The 23,852-nt window shown below is 54.1% G+C and carries 19 protein-coding genes and 3 tRNA genes; 8 read left to right on the top strand and 14 right to left on the bottom strand.

Features of this window, described 5'->3' with window-relative positions; all coding sequences use genetic code 11:
* Positions 1-13 precede the first annotated feature (13 nt).
* From argF to miaB, 8 genes are all read right to left on the bottom strand, one after another.
* Positions 14-922, bottom strand: a complete 909-nt coding sequence (gene argF, locus AB3175_RS08015; protein ID WP_367360420.1) for an ornithine carbamoyltransferase — start codon at positions 920-922, stop codon at positions 14-16.
* Complete coding sequence (locus AB3175_RS08020; RefSeq protein ID WP_367360421.1) at positions 919-2,112, bottom strand: acetylornithine transaminase; 1,194 nt, start codon at positions 2,110-2,112, stop codon at positions 919-921. The genes argF and AB3175_RS08020 overlap by 4 nt, the downstream gene beginning before the upstream one ends.
* Before the next feature lie 68 nt (positions 2,113-2,180).
* Entirely contained in the window at positions 2,181-3,071 is an 891-nt protein-coding gene (gene argB, locus AB3175_RS08025) for an acetylglutamate kinase (RefSeq protein WP_367360422.1), read from the bottom strand.
* Between the two features lie 86 nt (positions 3,072-3,157).
* Positions 3,158-4,540, bottom strand: coding sequence for an ATP-dependent protease ATPase subunit HslU (gene hslU / locus AB3175_RS08030; RefSeq protein WP_367360423.1), 1,383 nt, complete (start codon positions 4,538-4,540; stop codon positions 3,158-3,160).
* A 24-nt stretch (positions 4,541-4,564) separates the two neighbouring features.
* Positions 4,565-5,149 (bottom strand): ATP-dependent protease subunit HslV, encoded by a 585-nt coding sequence (gene hslV, locus AB3175_RS08035; RefSeq protein ID WP_367360468.1) that lies wholly within the window; start codon positions 5,147-5,149, stop codon positions 4,565-4,567.
* A 19-nt stretch (positions 5,150-5,168) separates the two neighbouring features.
* On the bottom strand, positions 5,169-6,098 hold the full coding sequence (gene xerC, locus AB3175_RS08040) for a tyrosine recombinase XerC (protein WP_367360424.1): 930 nt from the start codon (positions 6,096-6,098) through the stop codon (positions 5,169-5,171).
* A gap of 51 nt (positions 6,099-6,149) precedes the next feature.
* Positions 6,150-6,650 (bottom strand): bifunctional nuclease family protein, encoded by a 501-nt coding sequence (locus AB3175_RS08045; protein WP_367360425.1) that lies wholly within the window; start codon positions 6,648-6,650, stop codon positions 6,150-6,152.
* Positions 6,651-6,664: 14 nt separating this feature from the next.
* Positions 6,665-7,984, bottom strand: coding sequence for a tRNA (N6-isopentenyl adenosine(37)-C2)-methylthiotransferase MiaB (gene miaB, locus AB3175_RS08050; protein ID WP_367360426.1), 1,320 nt, complete (start codon positions 7,982-7,984; stop codon positions 6,665-6,667).
* 647 nt (positions 7,985-8,631) lie between these two features.
* On the opposite strand from miaB, the gene AB3175_RS08055 reads away from it, so the two are divergent.
* A complete protein-coding gene (locus AB3175_RS08055) occupies positions 8,632-10,065 on the top strand; it encodes a tetrathionate reductase family octaheme c-type cytochrome (RefSeq protein ID WP_367360427.1) in 1,434 nt (477 codons plus the stop codon).
* Between the two features lie 201 nt (positions 10,066-10,266).
* Here AB3175_RS08055 and AB3175_RS08060 read toward each other — a convergent pair.
* Positions 10,267-10,343 (bottom strand) — tRNA-Arg (locus AB3175_RS08060).
* Between the two features lie 439 nt (positions 10,344-10,782).
* Between AB3175_RS08060 and AB3175_RS08065 the strand changes: the two genes are divergently transcribed.
* The 4 genes from AB3175_RS08065 (at position 10,783) to AB3175_RS08080 (ending at position 13,801) form a co-directional block, all read left to right on the top strand.
* The gene (locus AB3175_RS08065) at positions 10,783-12,345 is read left to right on the top strand and encodes a flavocytochrome c (RefSeq protein WP_367360428.1); all 1,563 of its coding nucleotides are present in this window, start codon (positions 10,783-10,785) and stop codon (positions 12,343-12,345) included.
* Positions 12,346-12,411: 66 nt separating this feature from the next.
* Positions 12,412-13,131 carry a cytochrome c3 family protein gene (locus AB3175_RS08070; RefSeq protein WP_367360429.1) on the top strand — a complete coding sequence of 240 codons (720 nt, stop codon included), beginning with the start codon at positions 12,412-12,414 and terminating at the stop codon, positions 13,129-13,131.
* A gap of 42 nt (positions 13,132-13,173) precedes the next feature.
* Complete coding sequence (locus AB3175_RS08075; protein ID WP_367360430.1) at positions 13,174-13,329, top strand: hypothetical protein; 156 nt, start codon at positions 13,174-13,176, stop codon at positions 13,327-13,329.
* A gap of 169 nt (positions 13,330-13,498) precedes the next feature.
* A complete protein-coding gene (locus AB3175_RS08080; RefSeq protein ID WP_367360431.1) occupies positions 13,499-13,801 on the top strand; it encodes a hypothetical protein in 303 nt (100 codons plus the stop codon).
* A gap of 269 nt (positions 13,802-14,070) precedes the next feature.
* Here AB3175_RS08080 and AB3175_RS08085 read toward each other — a convergent pair whose 3' ends face one another.
* The 4 genes from AB3175_RS08085 to AB3175_RS08100 all read right to left on the bottom strand — a co-directional run bounded on the left by AB3175_RS08085 (position 14,071) and on the right by AB3175_RS08100 (position 18,193).
* A complete protein-coding gene (locus AB3175_RS08085; RefSeq protein WP_367360432.1) occupies positions 14,071-16,848 on the bottom strand; it encodes a cytochrome c3 family protein in 2,778 nt (925 codons plus the stop codon).
* A gap of 767 nt (positions 16,849-17,615) precedes the next feature.
* Positions 17,616-17,692, bottom strand: a tRNA-His gene (locus tag AB3175_RS08090).
* A 9-nt stretch (positions 17,693-17,701) separates the two neighbouring features.
* Positions 17,702-17,778, bottom strand: a tRNA-Arg gene (locus AB3175_RS08095).
* A gap of 247 nt (positions 17,779-18,025) precedes the next feature.
* Entirely contained in the window at positions 18,026-18,193 is a 168-nt protein-coding gene (locus tag AB3175_RS08100; RefSeq protein WP_367360433.1) for a hypothetical protein, read from the bottom strand.
* Here AB3175_RS08100 and dprA point away from each other — a divergent pair.
* Genes dprA through trmFO form a run of 3 tightly spaced genes read left to right on the top strand, consistent with a single transcriptional unit; the run spans position 18,192 to position 23,001 of the window.
* Entirely contained in the window at positions 18,192-19,376 is a 1,185-nt protein-coding gene (gene dprA, locus AB3175_RS08105; RefSeq protein ID WP_367360434.1) for a DNA-processing protein DprA, read from the top strand. The two genes, AB3175_RS08100 and dprA, sit on opposite strands and share 2 nt — an antisense overlap.
* On the top strand, positions 19,361-21,646 hold the full coding sequence (gene topA, locus AB3175_RS08110; RefSeq protein WP_367360435.1) for a type I DNA topoisomerase: 2,286 nt from the start codon (positions 19,361-19,363) through the stop codon (positions 21,644-21,646). The genes dprA and topA overlap by 16 nt, the downstream gene beginning before the upstream one ends.
* Before the next feature lie 29 nt (positions 21,647-21,675).
* Positions 21,676-23,001, top strand: coding sequence for a methylenetetrahydrofolate--tRNA-(uracil(54)-C(5))-methyltransferase (FADH(2)-oxidizing) TrmFO (trmFO, locus tag AB3175_RS08115; RefSeq protein WP_367360436.1), 1,326 nt, complete (start codon positions 21,676-21,678; stop codon positions 22,999-23,001).
* A gap of 21 nt (positions 23,002-23,022) precedes the next feature.
* Here trmFO and AB3175_RS08120 read toward each other — a convergent pair whose 3' ends face one another.
* Positions 23,023-23,850 carry a lytic transglycosylase domain-containing protein gene (locus tag AB3175_RS08120; protein ID WP_367360437.1) on the bottom strand — a complete coding sequence of 276 codons (828 nt, stop codon included), beginning with the start codon at positions 23,848-23,850 and terminating at the stop codon, positions 23,023-23,025.
* Between the last annotated feature and the right edge of the window lie 2 nt (positions 23,851-23,852).

Here is a 23,852-nt window from a genome sequence, read left to right on the forward strand (position 1 = left end):
TTTTTCTCCTTTCCTACATCAATAGTTCCATGATCGCTTTCTGAACATGCAGCCGGTTTTCGGCCTGATCGATAACAATCGACTGGGGACCGTCAATGACTTCCTCTGCTATTTCTTCTCCCCGATGGGCGGGAAGGCAATGCATCACGACGGCATCCTTCCCTGCCAGGGACAGCAGATCGCTGCTGATCTGATAGGACTGAAAGGCTTTGACGCGCTCCTCCTGCTCCTCCTCCTGTCCCATGCTGGCCCACACGTCCGTATAGAGTACGTCCGCGTTTCTGGCCGCTTCAGCCGGATCCCGGTGGAGAACGATCCCCTCCTGTGCCTCCCTGATCCCCCTGGCGAGAATGGATTCGTCCGGATCATAGCCTTCCGGGCAGGCCAGCGCCAGGTGAAAAGGGAGCCGCGCGGCGGCATTGATCCAGGAATTGGCGATGTTGTTCCCATCGCCGATGTAAGCGATTTTTTTCCCCTGGAAAGTTCCCTGCTTCTCCATGAGGGTAAAAAGGTCGCTCAGGATCTGACAGGGATGGAGAAGATCCGTCAGCCCGTTGATCACCGGAATGTCGGCGAAGGCGGCAAAGTCTTCCACCATCTGCTGGGAATAGGTCCGGATCATGATTCCGTCCAGATAACGGGACATGACCTGGGCCGTATCGCTCACCGGTTCGCCCCGGCCGAGCTGCGTATCGCGCGAGCTGAGAAACAGCGCCAGACCGCCGAGCTGGTAGATGCCGACTTCAAAGGACACCCTGGTCCGCGTCGACGATTTATCAAAGATCATCCCCAGCGTCTTACCCTTCAGGGGAGCGTAGGCGACCTTCTCTTTGTACAGCGACTTGAGATGGCGGGCTTTTTCAAAAATCTCTTTGAAGTCCTCAAGACCGAGATCATAAACGCTTAACAGATCCTTCTTCATGGCATCTCTCCCATCGCCCTGTCCAGAATGTCGACCGCCCGGTCGATGTCGGATTCCGATAGAATCAAAGGGGGAACGAAGCGCAGCACGTTTTCGTTCGTGCAGTTGATCAGCAACCCCTTTTCCATACAGGAACGGACAATGTCGCCCCCCTGTATCGTCAACTCCATTCCAAGGATCAATCCCCGTCCACGAATTTCCTTGACGAAGGAATATTTCCCCTTTAATTTTTTCAGGCCCTCACGAAAACAGGCTCCCTGCCGGCGGCAGTTCTCCAGAACACCCTGCCGCAGCATGGTATCCAGTACCGCAAGCCCCGCAGCCATGGCCAGGGGGTTTCCGCCGAACGTGGAGGCGTGAGTGCCCGGGACGAAGGCGGAAGCAACCTTTTCTGTCGCCAGAACCGCCCCGAGAGGAAAACCGTTGCCCATGGCCTTGGCCAGCGTCATGATATCGGGCTTCACCGAATCATGCTCATGGGCAAAGAGATAGCCGGTGCGCCCCATCCCGACCTGCACTTCGTCGAGGATCATCAAAATACCCTTCTCATCGCACAGCTCCCGGACCTGCCGCAGGTAGTCCTTATCGGGAACCCGGACTCCCCCTTCCCCCTGGATGGGCTCCAGGAGCACGCCGCAGGTCCGCTCCGTCAGGGCGTCCTCGAGGGCCGCCAGATCGTTGAAGGGAACGTACTTGAACCCCTCCGGCAGCGGCCCGAAACCGACCTGAAATTTATTCTGGCCCGTGGCGGCTATCGTGGCCAGGGTTCGACCATGGAAGGAATCCTTCATGGTGACCAGCTCACGACGTTCCGGCGCCATATGCTCAAAGGCATACCTGCGCGCCAGTTTGATTGCACCCTCATTGGCTTCGGCGCCGCTGTTGCAGAAAAACACCTTGTCCGCAAAGGAGTTTTCCACCAGCCGGCTGGCAAAGTGGATCTGGGGCTCAATATGGTAAAGGTTCGACACATGCATGAGGGTTTCTGCCTGCCGCTTGATGGCCGCGACGACCGCAGGGTGCGAATGTCCCAGGCTGCAGACGGCAATGCCGGCCACGAAATCAAGATATTCTTTTCCGTTGCTGTCCCAGACCCGGACTCCCTCCCCTCTGGTCAAAACCACGGGGAACCGCCGATAGGTCCCCATAAGCGTCTTTTCTGAAAGGGCAATCAGTTCTTCTGTCGTCATCTCTTTTCCATTTCTGCTGGCGCCCGTTTTTTTCCCTCGGGCGAAACACTCTCGGGACTTTTTCCGAATTAAACCACCAGCTCCGTTCCGATTCCCTTATCGGTAAACATTTCCAGGAGAATGGCATGCTTCTGCCTTCCATCAACGATGTGAGCCTTGCGTACGCCCTCCCGGAGGGCCTTCAGGCAACACTTGACCTTTGGAAACATCCCCCCGTCAATGGTGCCGTCTTCGATCATTCCAAGGGTTTCCTGGTTGGTCATCGTGTTGATCAGTTCTCCCTGCCTGTTCAGAACTCCCGGCACATCGGTCAGCAGAATGAGTTTTTCCGCCTTCAGGGCGGAAGCGACGGCGCCCGCCACGAGGTCCGCGTTGATGTTGAACGTCTCTCCGTTGTCACCGGCGCCCGTAGGGGCGATCACGGGGATGAACCCGTCACGGACCAGTACGTTGATCAAATCGACATTAATCTCCCTGACCTTTCCGACCAGGCCGATGTCGATGATCTCCGGCGGCGTGTCCTTGGCCTTCTCGTCGCTGAGGTAATACTTGACCGCCGAAATGAGATTGCCGTCCTTGCCGCTCAATCCCACGGCCTTTCCGCCCTCGCGGTTGATGAGGCCAACAATCTCCTTGTTGACCATGCCCACCAGAACCATTTCCACGATGTTCATCGTTTCCTCGTCGGTTACCCGCATCCCCTGAACGAACCTGGCGTCCTTCCCCAGTTTTTTCAGAAAGGCGCCGATCTGCGGACCGCCTCCATGGACGACGACCGGGTTGATCCCGATATATTTCATCATGAGGACATCCCTGGCGAAGGATTGCTTCAGCTCTTCATCCACCATGGCATGGCCGCCGTATTTGATCACGACGGTCCGGTTATAGAAACGTCGAATGTAGGGAAGGGCTTCAAGCAGAATCTCCGCCTTCTCCATGGGCTTTTCAATGCTGTTCATACCAACCTCATGACCTCGTAAAATCCGTCAACCGATTTCTGTTTCAGCCGCAGGAACCAGGGGTGCCCGTTCCTCCCGAAGGTTCGTTAAAGAATGTAACGGCTGAGATCTTCATCTTCAATGATGTCGCAAAGCTTGTCCTCTACGTATTGCGCATCAATGACCACTTCCTGTCCCGAGAGCTCCGGGGCGTCGAAGGAGATGTCCTCCAGCAGAATTTCCATGATGGTATAGAGTCTCCGTGCGCCGATATTTTCCGTTCGTTCATTGACCACTGCCGCGACATCGGCGATTTCGGCGATGGAATCCTCCTTGAAAACGAGCCGGACGCCTTCCGTGGCCAACATTTCCGTGTACTGCCTGAGAAGCGCGTTGTTGGGCTCCTGGAGGATGCGGATAAATTCCTCCTTCCCGAGGGAATCAAGCTCCACACGGATGGGGAAGCGCCCCTGAAGTTCAGGGATCAGATCCGAGGGCTTTGACGAGCTGAAGGCCCCCGCGGCAATGAAGAGGATATGGTCGGTTTTGACCATGCCGTAACGGCTGTTCACATTCGACCCCTCCACAATGGGCAGGAGATCGCGCTGCACCCCTTCCCGGGAAACATCCGGCCCGGAGGGCGTGTCGCTTCCCACGACTTTGTCGATTTCATCGAGAAAAATAATCCCCGACTGCTCCACTCGCTCAATCGCATTGCGGGTCACCTTGTCCATGTCGACCAGGCGCTGCGCCTCTTCCTCCTTCAGTATTTCCATGGCCTCGGAGACGTTTACCCGGCTGATCTTTTTCTTCTGCGGCAGGAAATTCCCAAACATTTCCTTCAAGTTGAGGCCAAGGTCCTCGATGCCCGACGCGGAGAAGACCTCAATCATCGGGCCGCTGCGCGATTCGGTCAATTCGAGATCCACGTGGCGGTTGTCGAGTTTGCCTTCATGGAGAAGACGCCTCAATTTTTCTCGCGTCGAATCATAGGTCTGGGGCTTATCGTTCTCCTCCGTCAACCGGGTGTGGTTCCCCATCATCTCTTCAACGTTCCGCTCGACCGGTTTTGGAGGGAGCAGGAGATCCAGGAGCCGTTCCTCGGCAATCTCAGCCGCCCTCGCGCCGACCTTTTCCTGCTCTTCCGCTTTGACCATGTTCACAGCCAGATCCACGAGATCCCGGATCATGGATTCAACGTCCCGGCCGACATATCCCACTTCCGTAAACTTCGATGCCTCCACCTTGAGGAAGGGGGAATTATCGATTTTGGCCAGCCTGCGGGCAATCTCCGTTTTTCCCACCCCCGTGGGTCCGATCATGATGATATTCTTGGGGGCGATTTCATCACGGAGCTCGTCGGGCACATTCTGCCGCCGCCAGCGGTTTCTCAAGGCAATGGCTACCGCGCGCTTGGCATCATCCTGACCAATGATGTGCTGATCCAGCTTTTCAACGATTTCCGCAGGTGTTAATGAATTTGATGACATGCAGCGTCTCCTTCCAGCAGCTTCTCAGCTCCGAGCCCTGGTCTTGCGAGCCTTCTTTCCTTCTCCTTCGTTATCCTCTTCGATCTCCAGCTCTTCCACCGTGATGCGGTCGTTTGTATAGATGCAGATTTCGGAAGCGATCTTAACCGCTTCCCGGGCAATATCCGTTGCCGGCAAGTCGGTATAACGGACCATGGCGCGGGCTGCAGCCAGGGCGTAGGGTCCCCCTGAACCGATCGCCATGACGTCATCGTCGGACTCGATAACGTCTCCATTTCCGGAGATGATGAGAAAATGCTCTTTGCTCACGGCGATCATCAGGGCTTCAAGATGGCGAAGCACCCGGTCCGTCCTCCAGTCCTTTGTGAGTTCCACCGCTGCCCGCAGCAGATTTCCGCTATACTGCTCCAGCTTGGAATCGAAACGGTCGAAAAGGGTGAAGGCGTCGGCCGTTGTTCCGGCAAATCCGACGATCACTTCATCATGATACAGCCTCCTCACCTTCCTGGCTCCGTGCTTCATGACCGTTATGTCCAGAGTGACCTGCCCGTCACCGGCCACAGTCACCTTGCCCTTGTGCCGAACCGCCAGTATGGTCGTTCCTCTCATTTTTCCCATCCTGTCTTCATCAACCTCCCCGGGCTTTTGGATGTGCCCTGTCATACACGGCCATCAGCTGATTTACACTGACCGCCGTGTATTTCTGCGTCGTCGAAAGACTTTCATGGCCCAGGAGCTCCTGGATCGACCGCAGATCCGCCCCCGCATCCATGAGGTGCGTGGCGAAACTGTGACGGAGCATGTGAGGGCTCACCCTTTTTTGAATGCCGCTCCGGGAGACATGCTTGCTCAAAATTCTGGCGACGCTTCGTGTCGACAATCGTCCGTTCCGGCGGTTGACAAATACGGGGACAGGCAATGGCCCCCCCCGGTCCTCCGCCGGCCTCTGCCCCTGCTTTTCCCCGAGGTAACTCTCAAGCGCCGCCTTGGCCGTCCCTCCCACGGGCACAATCCGCTCTTTCCTCCCCTTCCCGCGGATCTTGACAAGCCCTTGGGACAAATCAAGATCCTCCTCATTGATCCCCGCCAGCTCACTGAGGCGGATACCGCTGGAGTAGAAGAGCTCCAGGATGGCCTTATCCCGCAAGCCGAAGAGATCCCTGCTGAAGGGAAGATCCAGCAAGGCAAAGACTTCATCGACAGAAAGAACGGAGGGGATGTATTTCTCCCTCCGTGGGGATTGAATGGCCTCCAAGGGATTTTGACGGATCTCTCCGCAAGACACCAGAAATCTGAAAAATGCCCTCACGGACGCCAGTTTTCGAGCGATCGTCACCTTTTTGAGTTTGTTCCGGAAGAGACTCCCCAGAAAGGATCTCACCGTTAAATAATCCACCTGATCCCAGGAAGCGGCCGATGAGACCTGCGCCTCAGGGCAATTCTCCTGAAAATATCTTTTAAATTGCCTCACATCATCCAGGTAATTTCTCCGTGTGTGGGCCGAGAGGTTTCTCTCCAGGTCCATATAGCGATCAAACCCCTCGATCCGCTTATCCATTCTCAGCGCCTCACGGAGCGTTCCCGGATTTTCTCCCTGGAAAGAAAAACATTACATTTTATATTTGCCGAAATCGTCATTGGACAGATTTTCAAGAAACTCCTTCATCTTTTCCTGCTTGAGCTCATCCACATCACTGGCGTTCGGATCAAAGTCGATACTCCTCGCTTTTTCAATAACCTTGTCATGGACAAAAATAGGCGCGTTCACCCGCAGAGCCAGGGCAATGGCGTCACTGGGCCGCGAATCCACGGTATAGTCCTGGTTGTCCCTGGTGAGGATAATGCTCGCGTAAAAGGTATTGTTTCTGACATCATGTATTTCAACCCGGGTGACCACGGCTTCCAGGGTCGTCAGCACATCCCGCAGCAGGTCGTGAGTCATGGGGCGGGAAAATTTGATCTTCTCCAGTTCCGTCGCAATGGCGCTGGCTTCGAATATACCGATCCAGATGGGGATGGCCTTTTTTTCCTGAAAATCCTTCAGGATGACGATCGGGGTGTTTGTAATCGGATCAATCGTTAATCCGGATACTTTCATTTCAATTTGCACGAAGGTATCTCCTTTCAGAGCATTTCTCCCCGGAGGGAATGCAGATAAGCTTCTTTGATGCGCACAGGAACAATCGTTCCAACCAGATCCCCGTGACCAGTGAAATTTACGATTTTATTCGTACTTGTCCGTCCCATGACATCCGACCGGCAATTCTTGCTGAAGCCCTCCACCAGGACTTGTTCTATGTGCCCCTCCATCGCCTTGTTTTTCTCCAGTGTATGCAACTCCTGAAGGGACTGCAAGATCCGAAGCCGCTCCTTTTTAAGAGGCTCGCTGACTTTTCCTTCCATTTTCAAGGCTGCCGTTCCCTGCCGTTCCGAGTATTTGAACGAAAAAAGAGTATCAAATCTGATTTCTTCCATCATGTCAATTGTTTCTTGAAAATCCCCGTCCGTTTCACCGGGAAATCCTACGATCACATCCGAAGAAATGCTGATTTCCGGGCAGGATCTTCTCAACTTTTCCACTTTTTCGAGATAGTCGTTTTTCGTATACCGCCTGTTCATCAGGGAAAGGATGCGATCCGAGCCCGACTGGACAGGCAGATGAATGTGCTTGCACAGCTTGCCCAATTGAGAAAAGGCTTCAATAAGGGAATCCGAAATATCCTTGGGATGTGAGGTGGTAAAACGGATCCGTTTTATCCCTTCAATCTTTTCAATTTCGCTGAGCAGTTCGACAAAACCCGTCGCCCCTTTCGTCGACCTGCCGTAAGAGTTGACATTCTGCCCCAGGAGAGTGACTTCTTTCACGCCGGACCGGGCAAGACCGGCAATCTCCTCCAGGATATCTTCCAAGGGTCGGCTCTCCTCCCGCCCCCGCAGGTAAGGAACCACACAATAGGCGCAAAAGTTGTTGCACCCCTGCATAATCGTCACAAAGGCCGTCACCTTGCTCTTCCGAGGCGGGGTCAGGATTCCCAGGGACGGTGTTTTTTCGGAAAGCGACGTTTCCACGATCTTTTTTCCGGTTTTTTCTATTTCGGAGATGAATTCCGGAAGCCTGTGAATATTGTGTGTGCCAAAAACAAGATCGAGATCCGGTACTTTCAGCAAGAGCCGCTCGCCGAGCTGTTGAGCGACGCAGCCGCCCACCCCGATGATCAGGCTCGCCTTTTTTGTTTTCAGCCTCCGGTATCTTCCCAGTGTGCTCATGACCTTCTGGGCCGCTTTTTCCCGGATGCTGCAGGTGTTGAGAAGGATCAGATCCGCCTGGCCGACGTCATCCGTACAGACGTATCCTTCCTTTTCCATCAGCGCCGCCATCTGCTCAGAGTCGTGAACGTTCATCTGGCAGCCGATCGTGGAAATATAGAGATTCTTCTTATCCAATCGAACTTGTGATCCCGAATATTTATGAATATTTTTAATTACTAATATGCACCTTATGGTTAGTCAACACATTTTTATCTGCAAGGTGTTTCAGCCTCAGACCGTCTTCGAATCCGGACAGACGGGGATATGAAATTCCGCCGCTGGGGAACTTCAGGCTCGATTGACGGGATTCAGATCCGTCACAACGGCCTCTTTTTATACCCGATTGCAGGATGAACGATGTCCGGCTGATAACCCCATCGCCTTTACGCTCAGGAAAATCAGGCTTTCCAAACGCTCTCCAGAACACTCTTTTTGTGTTGACCCCCGAAAACAGAGGGGGCAAAATATAGGAACATCGTAAAATAAGCAAGAGGGAAAAGCGGCTCGAGTAAAACAAGAATTGGAAATTTTTTCACCGCATTTCCGGCCGTCGCGTCTCCAGGGTATACGTCCCGGCGGCCGATCTTCCAACCGAAATTCATCTTTATTTTCTAATACATAAACAGCATGAAGGCTGCTTCGCCCCCCTCTGCGATCCTGGAAGGGCGGTCCTGATTGTTACAGAGCTCACCGGGCAGACGTTATTTATCATTTGCATACACAGATATTTCCCTTATAATCTCTTCTATTACTACTATATATGGAAAGGAGGATGGCTTCGCATGAAGATTTTCGGAATCATTTCCACGGCCGTCGTGACGTTGCTGCTTGCCTTGTCGCCGGTCGCCGAGGCGGACCACAGCGCCCTCGTCGGTAAAGGGCCTTTCAAGAACGGCCCTGAGGTCACCAAGCGGTGCATAGAATGCCACGAGAAGGAAACCAGGGACTTTATGAAGACCGTTCATTGGACATGGTCCAAAGTTCAGTTCGACAAAAAAGGCAGAAAGGTCGACATCGGCAAGGTCAATGCCCTGAATAACTTCTGCGTGGGACTTCCCGGAAACTGGCCCCGCTGTACGAGCTGTCACGCCGGGTACGGCTTCAAGGATGCCGGTTTCGACTTTTCCAAGGCGGAAAATGTCGATTGCCTGGTCTGCCACGATACAACGGGCACGTACAAGAAATTCCCCACCAGTGCGGGCCATCCTGTTTATGAAGGGGAAAAGAAAGAATTTCCCAAGGGAAAGCTGTGGCTGCCCGTCGACCTCGTCAAGGTGGCCCATTCCGTCGGCCCCACCTCACGGGCCACGTGCGGCTCCTGCCATTTCTATGGAGGCGGGGGCGACCATGTAAAGCATGGTGATCTGGACACATCCCTGATCAATCCGACCCCGGAGATCGATATCCACATGGGTGGTGCGAAGAAAATGGAGTGCCAGGAATGCCACCAGGCCAAGGACCACCTCCTGAAGGGCGAAGCCGCCTCCGTTACCATCTCCCATGCCGCCCCCACCCACATCGACTGCAGTGATTGCCACACGGGCAGCGTTCATAAAAACGCCCTGGTCAACAAGCACACCGAGAGGGTGGCCTGCCAGAGCTGCCACATTCCGACGTTTGCCAAGTCCATGCCCACCAAGGTCTGGTGGGACTGGTCCACGGCGGGCCGCGAGGTTAAGCCTGAAGACGCCCCGAAGGACCAGTACGGCCAGAAGACCTATGACCGGATGAAGGGAGACTTCAAATGGGAAAAGGACGTCGTTCCCACCTACATGTGGTTTAACGGGACCTTTGATCGCTACCTGGCGGGAGAAAAGATCAACCCGGCCGAACCGGTCCGGCTCGCCACCCCGATAGGCAGCCGAAACGATCCCAAGGCAAGGATATACCCCTTCAAGATCATGAAAGGAAAGCAGCCCTACGACAGCGGGAACAACACGATCGCCTTTGTACAGGTCTTCGGTGCGCCGGACAGCAACGCCTACTGGGTGAAGTACGACTGGAACGCCGCCATCGCCTCCGGCATGAAGGCAGCCGGCCTGCCCTACAGCGGCAAGTACGGTTTCGTGGAAACCGACATGGCCTGGCCGGTCCATCACATGGTGGTACCCAAGGCGAAATCGCTCAAGTGCCTTGACTGCCATAGCGAGAAAGGCCGCCTTGACTGGAAGGCCCTGGGCTACAAGGGGGATCCGATGAATGCGAAAAACCGTTAGTCAGGAAGAATTGCCGGCATGGCGCATATCCATGAACGGAACAGTCCGCTTGCTCTTTAAAAATCAGCTTTTAGGGAGAAGATTTCAGCAGAGGGGAAAGGGCTGAAGTTTCGATGCTGAAGACACGATGACCTCTGAAAAGCATCGATTTTTCAGAGGTCACTTTTTGTTGGGTACGTGCTTTGCCGCAATGCGGAATTATGGCGCGCCCGGTAGGATTCGAACCTACGACCAACAGATTCGAAGTCTGCGACTCTATCCAGCTGAGCTACGGGCGCAAGCTTGTTGGTTACACATGTCTCTGTTCCGGGATGGGCGAGTCAGGACTTTTCCCATTCAGAGCCCATGTTTTGAGATCCTGTTGAACGTCAGGGGGTCCTGGCTTTGAACGGGCACCCGGAAACACAAGGGAACCGTATATATGAGGTTCTTGATGTTGTCAAGGATCAAAACGGGAAAGGATCTTCCTGAAAGGATGTATCCTTGACTTTTCATGGAATGAGGGGCCGAAGTAAGAGCCATGAGGTTGTCGGTGGCTTGTCAACCCGCTTGAACCCTGGTTAAAAGGTGAAGCCTTGAAAAGCTTATGAAAGCCCTGTTTCTGGTGGGAATAGAAATGGGGCTTTCTTGTAGCAGGGGATTCGTTGTACAGGGAAAATGGGGTTCTTTTTTGACATTGTGTAAATTCAATATCGTTTAACGAAAGGAGGTTACACTATGAAACCAGAAAAGGAAAGTATGGAAGGCAACGGCGTAAGCAGGCGATCGGTCCTCAAGGGGGCTGTCGCCATGGGCGCTGTGGCGGTGGGCGGCGGCCTGGCGCTCAACATGTCCGCACCCGATAGGGCAGAAGCGGCCGTCAAAAAGCTTCCCTCCAAATGGGATGAAACGTGGGATGTTGTCGTGATCGGTTCCGGCTTCGCTGGACTCGCAGCGGCGGCGGAAGCGGCCGGCGGAGGCGCCAAGGTCATCATCCTCGAAAAGATGCCGACTTACGGGGGGAATTCCATCATCAACGGCGGTGAGTACAATTCCTGGGACGACCAATTGCATTTAAGGGAAAAACTGCAGTTGGGAGAGGACAGCGTTGAACTGCACAAAAACGATACGTTGAAGGGTGGAGACTTCTACAGTTTTCCTGAACTGGTCGAGGTCTTCGTCAACGGGGCGACACCCGCCCTGAACTGGATGATTGAGGAGGGGGGATGCAAGCTCAGGAATATCCTGAACCGCACGGGCGGTCATTCCGCCTATCGAACCCACACCAACGTCGAGGGTGTCGGTCGGGGCTACACGGAACCCCTGAAAAAAATCGCTGAGAGCCGCGGCGCTAAAATCCGCCTCAACACAAAATTAACCTGGATTTGGAGAAGGGATGCCGATTCCCAGAGCCCCATCGAAGGCGTGGAGGTCGTAACGGGAAGAAAAACGGTTAACATCCGGATCGGCAAGGCGCTGATCATGGCTTCCGGCGGCTTTGGCAGAGACAAGAAGATGTTGAGAGAATACAATCCCGGCATTCTGGACGAGTACAACTGCACGAATCACCCCGGCGCAACAGGGGAAACCATCCGGATGGCCCAGGCCATCGGCGCTGATTCCCTTCAGCTTGCGTTCATTCAATTGTACCCCTATGCGGCACCCGACACGGGAATCCTCGATGTCCCCGCCATCTATCCCTTCCGGGGCCCTGGTTACGGCATTGTTTACGTGAACAAGCTCGGTAAGCGTTTCGTCAATGAAATGGAGCGCCGCGACGTTGTTTCCATGGCCCAGATCAAAACCAAGATGAAACCGACCTATTCTCTGTTCTGCGAGGCGATGATTCCAAAAATGGGAACAAAGGAAGAAGTGGAAAAGGGAATCGCCAAAGGCCGCTTCGTCAAAGCCGATACAATGACGGAGCTGGCTCAAAAGCTGGGAATTCCGGCAGACAGCCTGGGGGAAACCATCAGGAACCACAATCGGTACATGGCCGAAGGTAAAGACCCCGAATTCGGCCGCCAGTTCACGAAGGTGATGATTCCCCTGACGGAAGGCCCCTTCTATGCCGTAGCCCAATGGCCCGCTGTGCATCACACCATGGGGGGGCTCCGCATCAACAAGGATGCCCAGGTCATTGATATCTGGGGAAAGGTCATCCCCTGTTTTTATGCGGCAGGAGAAGTCACCGGCGGAGTGCACGGCGCGAACCGCCTGGGTGGAAATGCGATTCCCGATGCCATTGCCTTTGGACGGATGGCCGGTACCAATGCGGCAAAAGAGAAGAGGAGAACATGACCGGAAGGTAGGTGCGGTTATTTCATCATCCACTTTCCTTATTCTTCACATCAATGAAGGTGACGTATGAAAAAATTACTGTTTCCAGCGTTTTTGATTGCATCGCTGTTCTTCCTGCCCTATATCCTGGTGGGGGATTTGAGTGTCGAAGCGGCCAAACCTGAAGCGGTTTCCTGCAAGACCTGCCATGCCGATCTGGCCTCCGTTCTTCCCAAGGGACATCCGCCCGTCGCAGAAAACAGCCTGGCCTCCTGCATGCCCTGCCATCCGAGTGATTTCGAGGGGAGGGCGGAGAAGAATCTCTTTGCGACGCGGATGCACATGGCCCATCTTCCCCCCAGGGGATCTCTGGACTGCACGGCCTGCCATGAATGGATGCCGGGCAAAAGCTTTGGGCTCATCGGCCGGGAGGGATCCTGGGGAGCACCGGATGCGAAAGACATGGATTTTTTGCGGACCATATTCAAGTCCTGGGCAGGCTCCGGCTATATGGACCATCTGCATGCCGCGGCAGGGATCGGTTGTACCCAATGCCACGGCAAAGAATTGCCCAGAGCCGATGACACGGTAGAGAACGATCGCTGCCTTGTCTGTCATGGTCCCATGGACCAGCTTGCCCAGAAAACGGAGCCGAAGGAGTTTAAAGACCGCAATCCCCACAAGTCGCATCTGGGAGACATCGCCTGTACAGTCTGTCATAAAGGACATGCGGAATCCAAGGTCTATTGCCTGGAATGCCACAAATTTGACATGAAGATCATGGGGGCCGTTGAAGCCAAAAAATAAACGCAACAGGCTTCGGGTCTGACTTCTCGAAGGGGGGAAAAGGTGACGGTCGTTCCCTCCCCCCTTTTTTCCTTCGGCGGGGAATCCCCGGATCCCGACATTCCCCGCGTGTCGATGCCCCCGGGACGGAGCATCTCCCTCCAGGAGATCAGCGCTTCTCCAGGCGAGGGAGCCGTCGATGCTGAGTCACCTGGATGAACCTACTTGAAATGAAAGGAAAGGAAAGGCTATGAAGACGATCCCCTCGATGATTTGCTCCTTTTTTCTGATCCTCCTTCTGCTTCCAGACCCGGCGGTCGGCTCATCGGACTGGGTGGAATATGGAAGGTCCGATCAGGGGGACATTTACCTGTATCACCCGGCGACCATGAAACAAAAAACGAAGGATATCATGCAGGTGTGGGTCAAGGTGGTGTTCTCCGATAAAGGGAAAAAGCATTACGCTCAGTGGTTGAAAAATAAAGGTGAGCCGGTCGAAGGATATGAAAAGCTTTCTCACACGCTGTCCTTGATGGAAATCGACGCGAAATCCCCGAGATTCCGTATTTTATATGGCTCTGAATACGATATGGATGATAAAGAACTCTTCAGGGGATCTCGTGATGCCCCCTGGAAAGACATCCTTCCCCGTTCCACCCAGGAGCGTTTAAAAAACAATATCTTGAAATAAGAACGTTGCCCTTCCTCAACACAGGGCATTCCTCAACATCAGGACGGCGCTGCGATCCTTGCACAGAAGAACGGCGCCGTCTTTCTATATGGAAGCCCTGAAGGGCCGCCGTGTCATCCCCCTGCGGTCAAAAAAGGACAGAGCAGCCCTCCCGTCCAGCCGGCGGATTTTTGCGCACGACGGTGCGCTCCGGGCGCCTCCGCCGGCAGGCAGCCCCCCGGCAAGTGCACCACTGCAGACCCTTGGCGTACCTCTCTGATCCTCACCCATCACAACGTGAACACCGCCCAGAAAATGAGGACCGTCAAGAGCAGCCCAAGAAGAACGCTTGCGATTCCGAATATGCCGGCAAAGAGCTGGATGCCCGTTCCCGGCCCCTTGCAGGCAACCTCCTCCAGTCGGTTTTCCCGAAGGATCCGTTCGTATTCCTGCGGCCGCTCTCTCCTGAGCGCCTCCAGGGTGTAGCTTCCCGTGAAGATGTTCTTCTCCAGGGGAAATTTGTCCGGAATCAGGTGGTTATTGAAAAAGTGAATGGTGAAGATGAAGACCGACGCCAGGAACGCCTCTTCTGAATGAGCCAGCGATACGATGTTGATCATCCAGCCCGGCATGACATAGGAGGAAAGCTCCGGTATCCACATGATAATGCCGGAAAGCCCGATGAGGAACATCCCCCAGAAAACAGCCATGAAATCGAATTTTTCCCAGTACGTCCAACGATCGAACTGTGGCTTTTCGCCCCGGTTGAAGAACCATTTGAACATCCCCCCGATATCCTGGACGTCTTTGAGGCGCGGGAAAAGAGAATCCGGGCCGAAGAGCCTTCCTAACCAGCCCTCGAACCTGAAGCCGGGAAACAGGAATTTAAGGGACAACCAGCAGGTATAGAGGAAGAGCAGCCACATGACGACCGCGCTGACACGGTGCACGGTGCCTGCGTTCTCCACGCCTCCCAGGAGGCCGACCAAGGTCCTGGCCCATGCGGCATCGGGATACTTCAACGGAAATCCTGAAATCACGACACCGAAGAAGGAAAGGATCAGCACAATGTGCATCAAGCGATCCCGCGGTGAAAAACGCCTGACGTACTGGCGGCCCAGATCGCCGGGCACGGCCGTCTCGACGTTCAGACCTTCCTTGATACGACAGCTCTGCTCCACATAGACCTTACGGCACCAGAGAAGAGAATGAACCCAGAAGAAGGCAAAGACCGATACCAACAGGCCGATCATGAATTTCTCCGTCAGGTAAAGGGAAAGAAACTTCTCGGGATTCCCGGGGTCCGGGTGCGGTACATAAGAAACGAATCTGGGGTGAAAATCAGAATGGCACTTTCCGCACGTCCCGACCAGCACCCGGGGATGCAGGGCAGAATCGGGATGGTCGGCCGGAAGAATGTTGTGCCCCGTATGACAGTCCTGGCAGCCCGCCACTTTTTCATAGTTTCCCAGCTGTCTCGCTTTTCCATGATACGTCTCTCCATAGCCGCTCACCGCATGGGGAAATGCCCCATACTTGCCGGCAATGCCTCCCTCACGGTGACACGAAACGCACAGGTTCGTATAGTGTTCTCTCTTATCGGCCAGGCCTTCCGCCGTCGCCGGAAAGACGGGAACGTCATGAACGCCGTGACAGTCGCCGCAGGAAGCGGCCTCCTTACTTCCGGCAAGAAGCCGGGCCCCATGACCCTTTGTCAGGTATGTGCTCTGGTCATGGCACTTCGTGCAGGTCTGCATTGCCGCAGCTTCGTCCTTCCCCGCCGATGCGGATTCTGAAGGATGGATGTCGGTATGGCAATCGAGACAGGTGAGTTTGGCCTTCACGGCATGGGCGCTCTTGGAATATAAGCCGTCCGTGTCCCGATGACAGACGGCGCAGGAAATCGACTTTGGGGGTTCCTTTCCGGACATGTGCCGATTCAGATCCTGGATGCCCTGATGACAGGCGGCACAGCCCAGTACCCCATGGGATGTGGAGGCAAAATGCTCCTTGAACTTGGAGTCCGAATGGCAGGAGGTGCAAGCGGCAAGCGACAAGGGGGGCGGCGCTTCGACTTTGGCCTTCACAATCATTTTCCCGGGTGCTTCCTTGGGATGGATTCCCGAATGGCACTGTACGCAGGAAAATTTTTTGACCGTCGCATGGAATCCCGTTTTCGAGATATCCCCGTGGCACGATGCGCAGGAGGCCGTTTTGACGGGTTCAGTCCTTTTCATGTGCTTGGCGATATCTGTTACACCCTTGTGGCAGGCGGCGCAGCTGAGCTTCCCATGCTTTGTCTGGGAAAAATACTGGCGATATTCCGGTTTGGAATGGCAGGTGATACAGCTCGGACCTGCAGCCTCCTTTGCCGTTGCGGCTTTTTCCGAAGAAGAGGGTGGTCGTGCGGCGGTCTTCGGGCTTTTGCCGTCTGCGGCCGGAGCTTTTTCCGTCGCGGTTTTGCCTCGATTTTCCGCCGCCTTGCCCGCATCGGGCTTTGGGGCAAAGCTCAGGGGGAGCAGCGGCGATGGAGTTACATTGCCGAATTGGTGGCAGTTGGAGCACATGAACTCGGATTTTTTGTGCTGGAAATGGCAGAGAAGACAGTCCACGTCAGTGCCTAAATGCGAGTTGTGAGGGTTCGGCAGCGAAGGCCCTCTGGCCGGCGCCTTTGCAAGCCCCTCCCTGCTGTGACACTTGATGCAAACCTCTTGACCGATTTTTCCGTAAGGGGTTTTCGGGCCGTGGCATTGTTCGCAGGAAATGCCTGAAAGCATGTGGACATGGCTTGTCGGCATCTTGGATTTAATGGAAACCTTGTCCCTTGCATGACATGGCATGCAGCCCTTTAGCGTCATGCTCCTTGTGTCCATGTGGGTCCCGGGAAGGACTTTTTCCCCGCCATGGCAGGCCTGGCAGTCTCCGGGCGGAACATTGGACAGGCGCTTCGGCATCCCGGAAGCGGCGCCAGAAAGGGCGAAGAAACAAAAAACACCGATAAAGGACAGGATGGTAAGAGAAAGAAAGGGCTTGATACTTCCTGACAGAGACTTCCGTTGTGTTTTCATGGATGGCATCTCCGAGGTAATGAGGAAGCGGTTCAACTTTGTTCCTGCCTGGGGTTACCCGCTTCAGGCCAGGATATGAAAAATCTTCGATACGGCCTCATGGACCGTTGACGGGAGCAGCAGGGGCGTCCCATCCCGTATCCTTCGGTTGCAGCTTTTTTCACTGCATCGTTTCCAGTGATGCACCCGAAGGCAACACAGTCTGCCATGGCCACCGTTTCTTTAGAGGCTTCGATTCCCGCGTTTGCCACGCCCGTGAGCATCCGTCGCCGGACCACTGCTGTTTTCTTTGCGGGATGGGCGCTCTTTTCATTGCCAGAAGAGATCCTCCAGGAAGATTTTCCCTGTCAGAGGGTTCGTCAGGAATATCCGGCCGCACGGATCCTTATGGAACTATAAAAGCACGAATTTTCCATGTCAAGCGTATTCTGGCCGGTTCTATCCTGAAAGAAAGGTCGCAACTCCTGTAACTGCAGGCATGAAGAGAGCTTTTTCCTGCGGGAGATACACGTTTTCATCGTCCGGGGCGCTGCGTTGCTCTTTTTCCCCGGATAAAATTCAGAAAGAGCGCCACAGACAGAATCGAGTCCCGCACGGAAGATCCCCTGTGTACGAAATCTGATGGTCTGGAGACCTGGAGAACAGTCAGTGCAGGGCTGCACACGTTATGGGGATTATAACAATTGACAGGGGAGTCAGAGTGCGAGAAAAGCCCTTTTCAAGGGGCTTCTCTTCATCTTGACAGGTTGGAATTCTGAATTTGTATATGGGGTGAGTGAAGGGACTTGAACCCTCAACCTCCGGGGCCACAACCCGGCACTCTGACCATTTGAGCTACACCCACCACACAATATGGTACGCCAGCAGGGATTCGAACCCGGGACCTACGGATTAGAAGTCCGTTGCTCTATCCAGCTGAGCTACTGGCGCATGAAGACATGCGATCCATCAATCAGGGAGGTGAGTATCTAAACTGCTTTTCCTGTTTTGTCAAGGCCGAATATATCATAGTTTTATATATTTAATTTCATATCATTTCTTTTCCCCGATCCGCTGGCCGCACCGGCGGCCTGTCCGATGTATCCCGGAGCGGAAGCAGGATGCATTGCCTCGTCTTCTTGCTAAAAAGACTTGACACCATGCTATTATTCTATAAAGTACAAAGCCTTTTATCCGCTCATTCGATGGCGCACGGATATTGCACCGGCATGATCATGGATCCGCAGAGTTCAGCAGCATTCGCTCTGTTCAACTCCTGTTCCGGCGGCACTCCGCTTTCCGATCCATGAAGTGATTCTTTTGCCTTGACCACATGAATCTGGATGTTCGGAAGAACTTTAGTCATGGAGAACAATGAGCTCTTATATTGGCTGGCCTTGAGATCCGCAAGCGGCATCGGGAACGTTACATTTAAGTCCCTTCTTGGATTCTTTCCATCCCCCTACCACGTCTTTCAGGCCACCTATCCGGAACTCCTGAGGATTCCGGGTATCGGCCCCAAAACGGCATCAGCGATCAAAGGGTTTCATCAGTGGCAGAAGCTTGAAAATGAGTTGAAAGAGCTGAATAAATTTCATATCCATCTGGTGACTTTACATGACAGAGAGTATCCGGGTATTCTGAAGAACATTTTTGATTATCCCCCCCTCCTCTATGTCAAAGGAACACTGGAAGAGGGTGATCTGAATATTGCCATGGTCGGATCACGGATGGCAAGCACCTATGGTGTCTATACGACGGAAAGGCTCGCCAGGGAGCTGGCCATGAATGGAATGACCATCGTCAGCGGAATGGCCAGGGGCATTGATTCTGCAGCCCACAGAGGAGCGCTTGCCGGCAGGGGCAGAACGATCGCGGTTCTGGGCTGCGGTCTGGATGTAATTTATCCTCCTGAAAACAAGGATCTTTATAAGAATATTTCGGAAAACGGCGCGGTGATCTCCGAATACGCCCCGGGCACACCACCCAACGCCCCGAATTTTCCCATGCGCAACCGGATCATCAGCGGCCTGTCCCTGGGTGTTGTGGTCGTTGAAGCGAACGAGCGCAGCGGCTCTCTGATCACGGCGCGCATCGCCATGGAGCAGGGACGTGAGGTTTTTGCGGTTCCGGGAAGCATCGATTTTCACGGATCGCGTGGAAGCCACAGGCTGATAAAGGAGGGGGCGAAATTGATCGAGAATGTCGATGACGTTCTGGAAGAAATTCTGCCCCAGATAAGGCGAACACGAAGGGAGCTCCTCCCGGGCGAGAAAAAGGGGAGCACGGATCTTCGGGAAATGAGGCAGCCGGACCAGGAGACTTCCGTTTCCCATCCTTCATCAGAGCGTTCATTCAGCGAACATGAAACAATGATTTTGAATCTCCTGGCATCCGGAACCGTTGACATTGACACGATCATCGCTAAATCAGGACTCAGTGTCAATGAAACGATGAATTGCCTTTTAAATCTGGAACTGTACGATGCCATTCTGCAGTTGCCAGGAAAGCTTTATAAACGTAAGGAGACTCCATGCCCGATTCCCTGATCATCGTCGAATCGCCGACGAAGGTAAAAACCATCAAAAAATATCTCGGAGCGGATTATGATGTCCTGGCTTCGAAAGGGCACATCAAGGATCTGCCCAAAAAGACGCTCGGGATTGATCCGCAAAACGAGTTTCAGCCCACTTACAGCATCCTCGATGACAAGAAAAAGGTCATCGCCGATTTAAAAAAGGCGGCGAAACATGCGAGCCGGATTTATCTTGCCCCTGATCCCGATCGTGAAGGCGAGGCAATCGCCTGGCACATCGCGGAGGAGTTAAAGACCAAGAACAAGGAAGTGTATCGTGTTTTGTTCAATGATCTCACAAAAAACACCGTTCTGGACGCACTAAGCCACCCGGGAGAGCTGGATTTCAACAAATACGAAGCTCAGCAGACAAGACGCATTCTAGACAGGCTGGTCGGCTATCAGATCAGTCCGATTCTGTGGGAAAAGGTAAAAAGGGGGCTCAGCGCTGGGCGTGTCCAGTCCGTCGCCGTCCGGATGATCTGTGATCGCGAAGAGGAAATCAAGGGATTCAACCCCGAAGAGTACTGGAACATCTCCGTGCAGCTCAAAGGCGAGAACCCTCCTCCCTTCGAAGCCAAACTGGTCAAGATCAACGGCAGGAAGGCCAAAATCGCCAATTCGGCGCAGGCCGAGGGCATCGTAACGCTCTTGTCCGCTCCGATTTCTGCGGGAGGCGACCCGTCTTCACCTCCCCGGTTTGTCGTCAGCAAGCTGGAGAAGAAAGAAGTCAAGAAGGCCTCCCTGCCTCCCTTCACGACGAGCAAGCTGCAGCAGGAAGCATCCCGGTTGCTTCGCTTTTCGGCCAAAAAAACCATGATGACGGCCCAGAAGCTTTATGAGGGGATTGAGCTGGGAGAAGAGGGGCCCGTGGGACTGATCACCTACATGAGGACGGATTCCGTTCGGATCGCCGACGATGCCCTCCAGGAGGTCCGCTCTTATATCCGGGAAAATTATGCCCCTGCTTTTCTGCCTTCAAAAGCACATGCCTATAAAAATAAAGGAAAGACCCAGGATGCCCACGAAGCGATCCGGCCGGCCTCGCTGAATTACAAGCCTCAGGATGTCAAAAAATTTCTGACGCCCGATCAATTTCGCCTATACTCCCTGATCTGGAATCGCTTCGTCGCAAGTCAAATGAACCCGGCCCTTTACGATCAGACAACGATCCATGTATCGGCCGATCCCTATCTCTTCCGCTCCCAGGGGGCGATTCTGAAATTCGCCGGTTACACCATCGTGTACACCGAGGGAAAGGAGGAGAAGGAGCAACCCGAGGACGCGGAAGCGGAAGGCATTCTTCCCGATGTCAAGGAAGGGGAACAGCTTACCCTTTTGAAGGTCAAGTCCGACCAGAAATTTACTCAACCTCCGCCGCGGTTTTCCGAAGCCTCACTGGTCCGTGAGCTTGAAGAAAAAGGCATCGGGCGGCCCAGCACCTATGCGAACATTCTGAGCACCATTCAGGACCGGAATTACGCAAGGCTGGAACAGGGAAAGTTTCACCCCACCGAACTGGGAATGATCGTCACGGAACTCCTCGTCAAGAACTTTCCCAAGGTGCTGGATATTTCTTTTACGGCTTCAATGGAAAACCAGCTCGACCTGATCGAAGAGGGAAAACAGAAGCGTCTCGATACCCTGCAGGAATTTTACGCCCCTTTTGAGGAGGATCTGAGCAAAGCCAAGATCGAAATGAGGAACATCAAGCGGGAGGAGACGCCGACGGATCTGATCTGCGACAAATGCTCGAGCCCCATGGTCATCAAATGGGGAAGAAACGGCAAATTCCTTGCCTGTTCAAACTACCCCGAGTGCAGGAACACCATGAACATTCCCCAGGGCGACGGCACCGAAAAAAGGAGCCCCGGGGGGGAGATGACAGAGACCCTCTGTCCGCAATGCGGCAAGAACATGTTGATCAAATTCGGCCGATTCGGCCGTTTTCTGGGATGCTCCGGCTATCCTGACTGCAAAGTTACCATGCCGATCAGCCTCGGGGTCAAATGCCCACAGGAAGGCTGCAACGGCGAGATCATCGAAAAGCGGACCAAGAAGGGACGAAGTTTCTTCGGATGTTCCAACTATCCCGACTGCACGTTTGCCCTGTGGGACAGGCCCGTGCCCGAATCCTGCCCCCGATGCCATTCCCCCTTTCTGGTTGAAAAGTACTCCCGCAACGAGGGAACCTACAAAGCCTGTCCCAACAAGGAGTGCGGATACACGGACAAGGACCAGTAATTTCAGTGGGCATTTTTAAAAAGAAGGACATGCACGAAGAGGACCCCGTCACCATTATCGGCGCAGGTCTAGCGGGATGTGAAGCGGCTTGGCAGCTCCTCAACCGGGGGCATTCTGTTGTCCTTTATGAGATGAAGCCGGAAAAATTTTCTCCGGCCCACCGGTCCGGGTCTCTCGCAGAGCTCGTCTGCAGCAATTCGCTCCGCTCCAACGTGTCGGATCATGCAGCAGGTCTTCTGAAGGAAGAAATGCGCAGGATGGACTCGCTGATCATGAAGGCGGCGGATGAAACCTCCGTTCCCGCCGGAAAGGCATTGGCTGTTGATCGCCATGCCTTCTCCCGCGTTATTGAAAACCGCCTCAACAGCTTTACCAACCTGACGATCATCCGCAAAGAAATGATCGAAGTCCCTTCCGAAGGCATTGTGATCATCGCCACGGGGCCGTTGACTTCCGATGGCCTGTCTCATGAGATCGCCAGGCTCACGGACAGCTCCTATCTCTATTTTTACGATGCGATTTCGCCGATCATTGAAGGAGATTCCATCGATCTCGAAAAGGTTTTCAGAGCTTCTCGATATGACTCCACAGGACAGGGTGACTACCTGAACTGCCCCATGGAAAAAGAGGAATACGAAAACTTCTGGCGGGAACTGATGGGCGCACAGACCGTACCCCTTCGGCATTTCGAGGATCCGAAGTATTTTGACGGCTGCCTTCCCATCGAGGTGATTGCCTCTAGAGGCATATCCACGCTGGTCTTCGGCCCCATGAAACCGGTGGGAATTCTCAACCCGAAAACAGGGAAAATCCCCTATGCCGTGATACAGCTCCGCCAGGAAAATCGGGAGGCGACCCTTTTCAACATCGTCGGGTTTCAGACCAAGCTGACCTGGCCGGAACAGCGCCGGATATTCCGGAAGATCCCCGGCCTTGAAGAGGCGGAGTTTGCGAGATACGGGAGCATTCACAGAAACACCTTTATCAATGCTCCGGCACTGTTGGAACCTACCCTTCAATTAAAAAAGAATGAGCACATCTTCTTCGCCGGGCAGATCTCCGGCGTTGAAGGATATATCGAATCCACGGCCATGGGACTGATCGCCGGATTGAGCGCGTCCGCATTTCATCGCGGCAAGGCCTTCCCTCCGCCGCCGCCGGTCACCGCCATGGGTGCGCTTGTCAACCACATCACGTCCGCAGAGAGCCGGAATTTCCAGCCGATGAACATCAATTGGGGATTATTTCCAGCCCTGCCTCAGAAATTGAAAAAAAGAGAGCGCGGCGCCTGCCACGCCCTCCGCGCCCTGACATCGCTGGATCGGTGGAAATCGGAGACGTTGCGTGAGCTCTGAAGGTGGGTTTCGCAGTCTGATTTACACTTCCGTTGCCCTGGAGTAGTTCGCCGTGACCCGGGCCACGTAATTCCGGGTTTCCGGTGGCATCTTCCCGGGGTTTTTCTCGACGTTTCCCATTCCCCAGTTATAGGCGGCAAGGGCGAGTTTCACATTGCCCTGATAACGGTCCAGAAGCCCCTTGAGGTATCGCGTACCGCCCATGATGTTTTCTTCGGGATTGTAGTAATCTTTCACCCCGAGTTCCCTCGCCGTTGCCGGCATTAACTGCATCAGTCCCATGGCCCCCTTGGGTGAGGTACTGTCCGCCTTGAAATTGCTTTCCACCTTGATGACACTTTTTATCAACTCAGCATCCACTCCATAGGTTTCGGAAGCCTTCCGGATGAGGGTATCGTAGTGGCCGTTCGAAGAGGGTGTGTCAGGCTTTTGTTCCTTTGATACGGGAATTGACGTTTCTTCGCTCCCCTCCGGTTCCGGAACATAACCGGAAAGCACGCAGCGCACCTCCTCGAAGATCTGGGCCGCCCCTTCGGTCTCTGTTTCCCCTGACAAAATCCTTAACAGATGACCGTTCATTCTGAGTTCAATACGCTTCAGCAGCAATTCAATCGCCGCCTTGGAGGACGGTGGCGAATCTTCTGAAACGGGCTGAGCGGCCGACGAGGAACGTGCGGCCTCGTCAAGCATCCCGCGGAACAAAGTACCGGAATCCTCACCGTTTTGGTCCTGGCTGCCGGCCTGCTCTTTTTGAAGATTCCGCAGAAGGGCCTGATTCCGTTGCGCGATCTCCATCATGGAATACGGTGTTGTCATAAACTGGATCGATGCCTCGTTTCGAAGTTTCATGT

This window comes from Syntrophus sp. (in: bacteria), assembly GCF_040768185.1.
GTDB lineage: Bacteria > Desulfobacterota > Syntrophia > Syntrophales > Syntrophaceae > Syntrophus > Syntrophus buswellii.

Bases quoted from the DNA above. Each gene is read 5' to 3' on its own strand.
- argF (WP_367360420.1), bottom strand. From the start codon at position 922: ATGAAGAAGGATCTGTTAAGCGTTTATGATCTCGGTCTTGAGGACTTC.
- AB3175_RS08020 (WP_367360421.1), bottom strand. From the start codon at position 2,112: ATGACGACAGAAGAACTGATTGCCCTTTCAGAAAAGACGCTTATGGGG.
- argB (WP_367360422.1), bottom strand. From the start codon at position 3,071: ATGAACAGCATTGAAAAGCCCATGGAGAAGGCGGAGATTCTGCTTGAA.
- hslU (WP_367360423.1), bottom strand. From the start codon at position 4,540: ATGTCATCAAATTCATTAACACCTGCGGAAATCGTTGAAAAGCTGGAT.
- hslV (WP_367360468.1), bottom strand. From the start codon at position 5,149: ATGAGAGGAACGACCATACTGGCGGTTCGGCACAAGGGCAAGGTGACT.
- xerC (WP_367360424.1), bottom strand. From the start codon at position 6,098: ATGGATAAGCGGATCGAGGGGTTTGATCGCTATATGGACCTGGAGAGA.
- AB3175_RS08055 (WP_367360427.1), top strand. From the start codon at position 8,632: ATGAAGATTTTCGGAATCATTTCCACGGCCGTCGTGACGTTGCTGCTT.
- AB3175_RS08065 (WP_367360428.1), top strand. From the start codon at position 10,783: ATGAAACCAGAAAAGGAAAGTATGGAAGGCAACGGCGTAAGCAGGCGA.
- AB3175_RS08070 (WP_367360429.1), top strand. From the start codon at position 12,412: ATGAAAAAATTACTGTTTCCAGCGTTTTTGATTGCATCGCTGTTCTTC.
- AB3175_RS08080 (WP_367360431.1), top strand. From the start codon at position 13,499: ATGAAACAAAAAACGAAGGATATCATGCAGGTGTGGGTCAAGGTGGTG.
- AB3175_RS08085 (WP_367360432.1), bottom strand. From the start codon at position 16,848: ATGAAAACACAACGGAAGTCTCTGTCAGGAAGTATCAAGCCCTTTCTT.
- dprA (WP_367360434.1), top strand. From the start codon at position 18,192: ATGGAGAACAATGAGCTCTTATATTGGCTGGCCTTGAGATCCGCAAGC.
- AB3175_RS08100 (WP_367360433.1), bottom strand. From the start codon at position 18,193: ATGACTAAAGTTCTTCCGAACATCCAGATTCATGTGGTCAAGGCAAAA.
- topA (WP_367360435.1), top strand. From the start codon at position 19,361: ATGCCCGATTCCCTGATCATCGTCGAATCGCCGACGAAGGTAAAAACC.
- trmFO (WP_367360436.1), top strand. From the start codon at position 21,676: ATGCACGAAGAGGACCCCGTCACCATTATCGGCGCAGGTCTAGCGGGA.
- AB3175_RS08120 (WP_367360437.1), bottom strand. From the start codon at position 23,850: ATGAAACTTCGAAACGAGGCATCGATCCAGTTTATGACAACACCGTAT.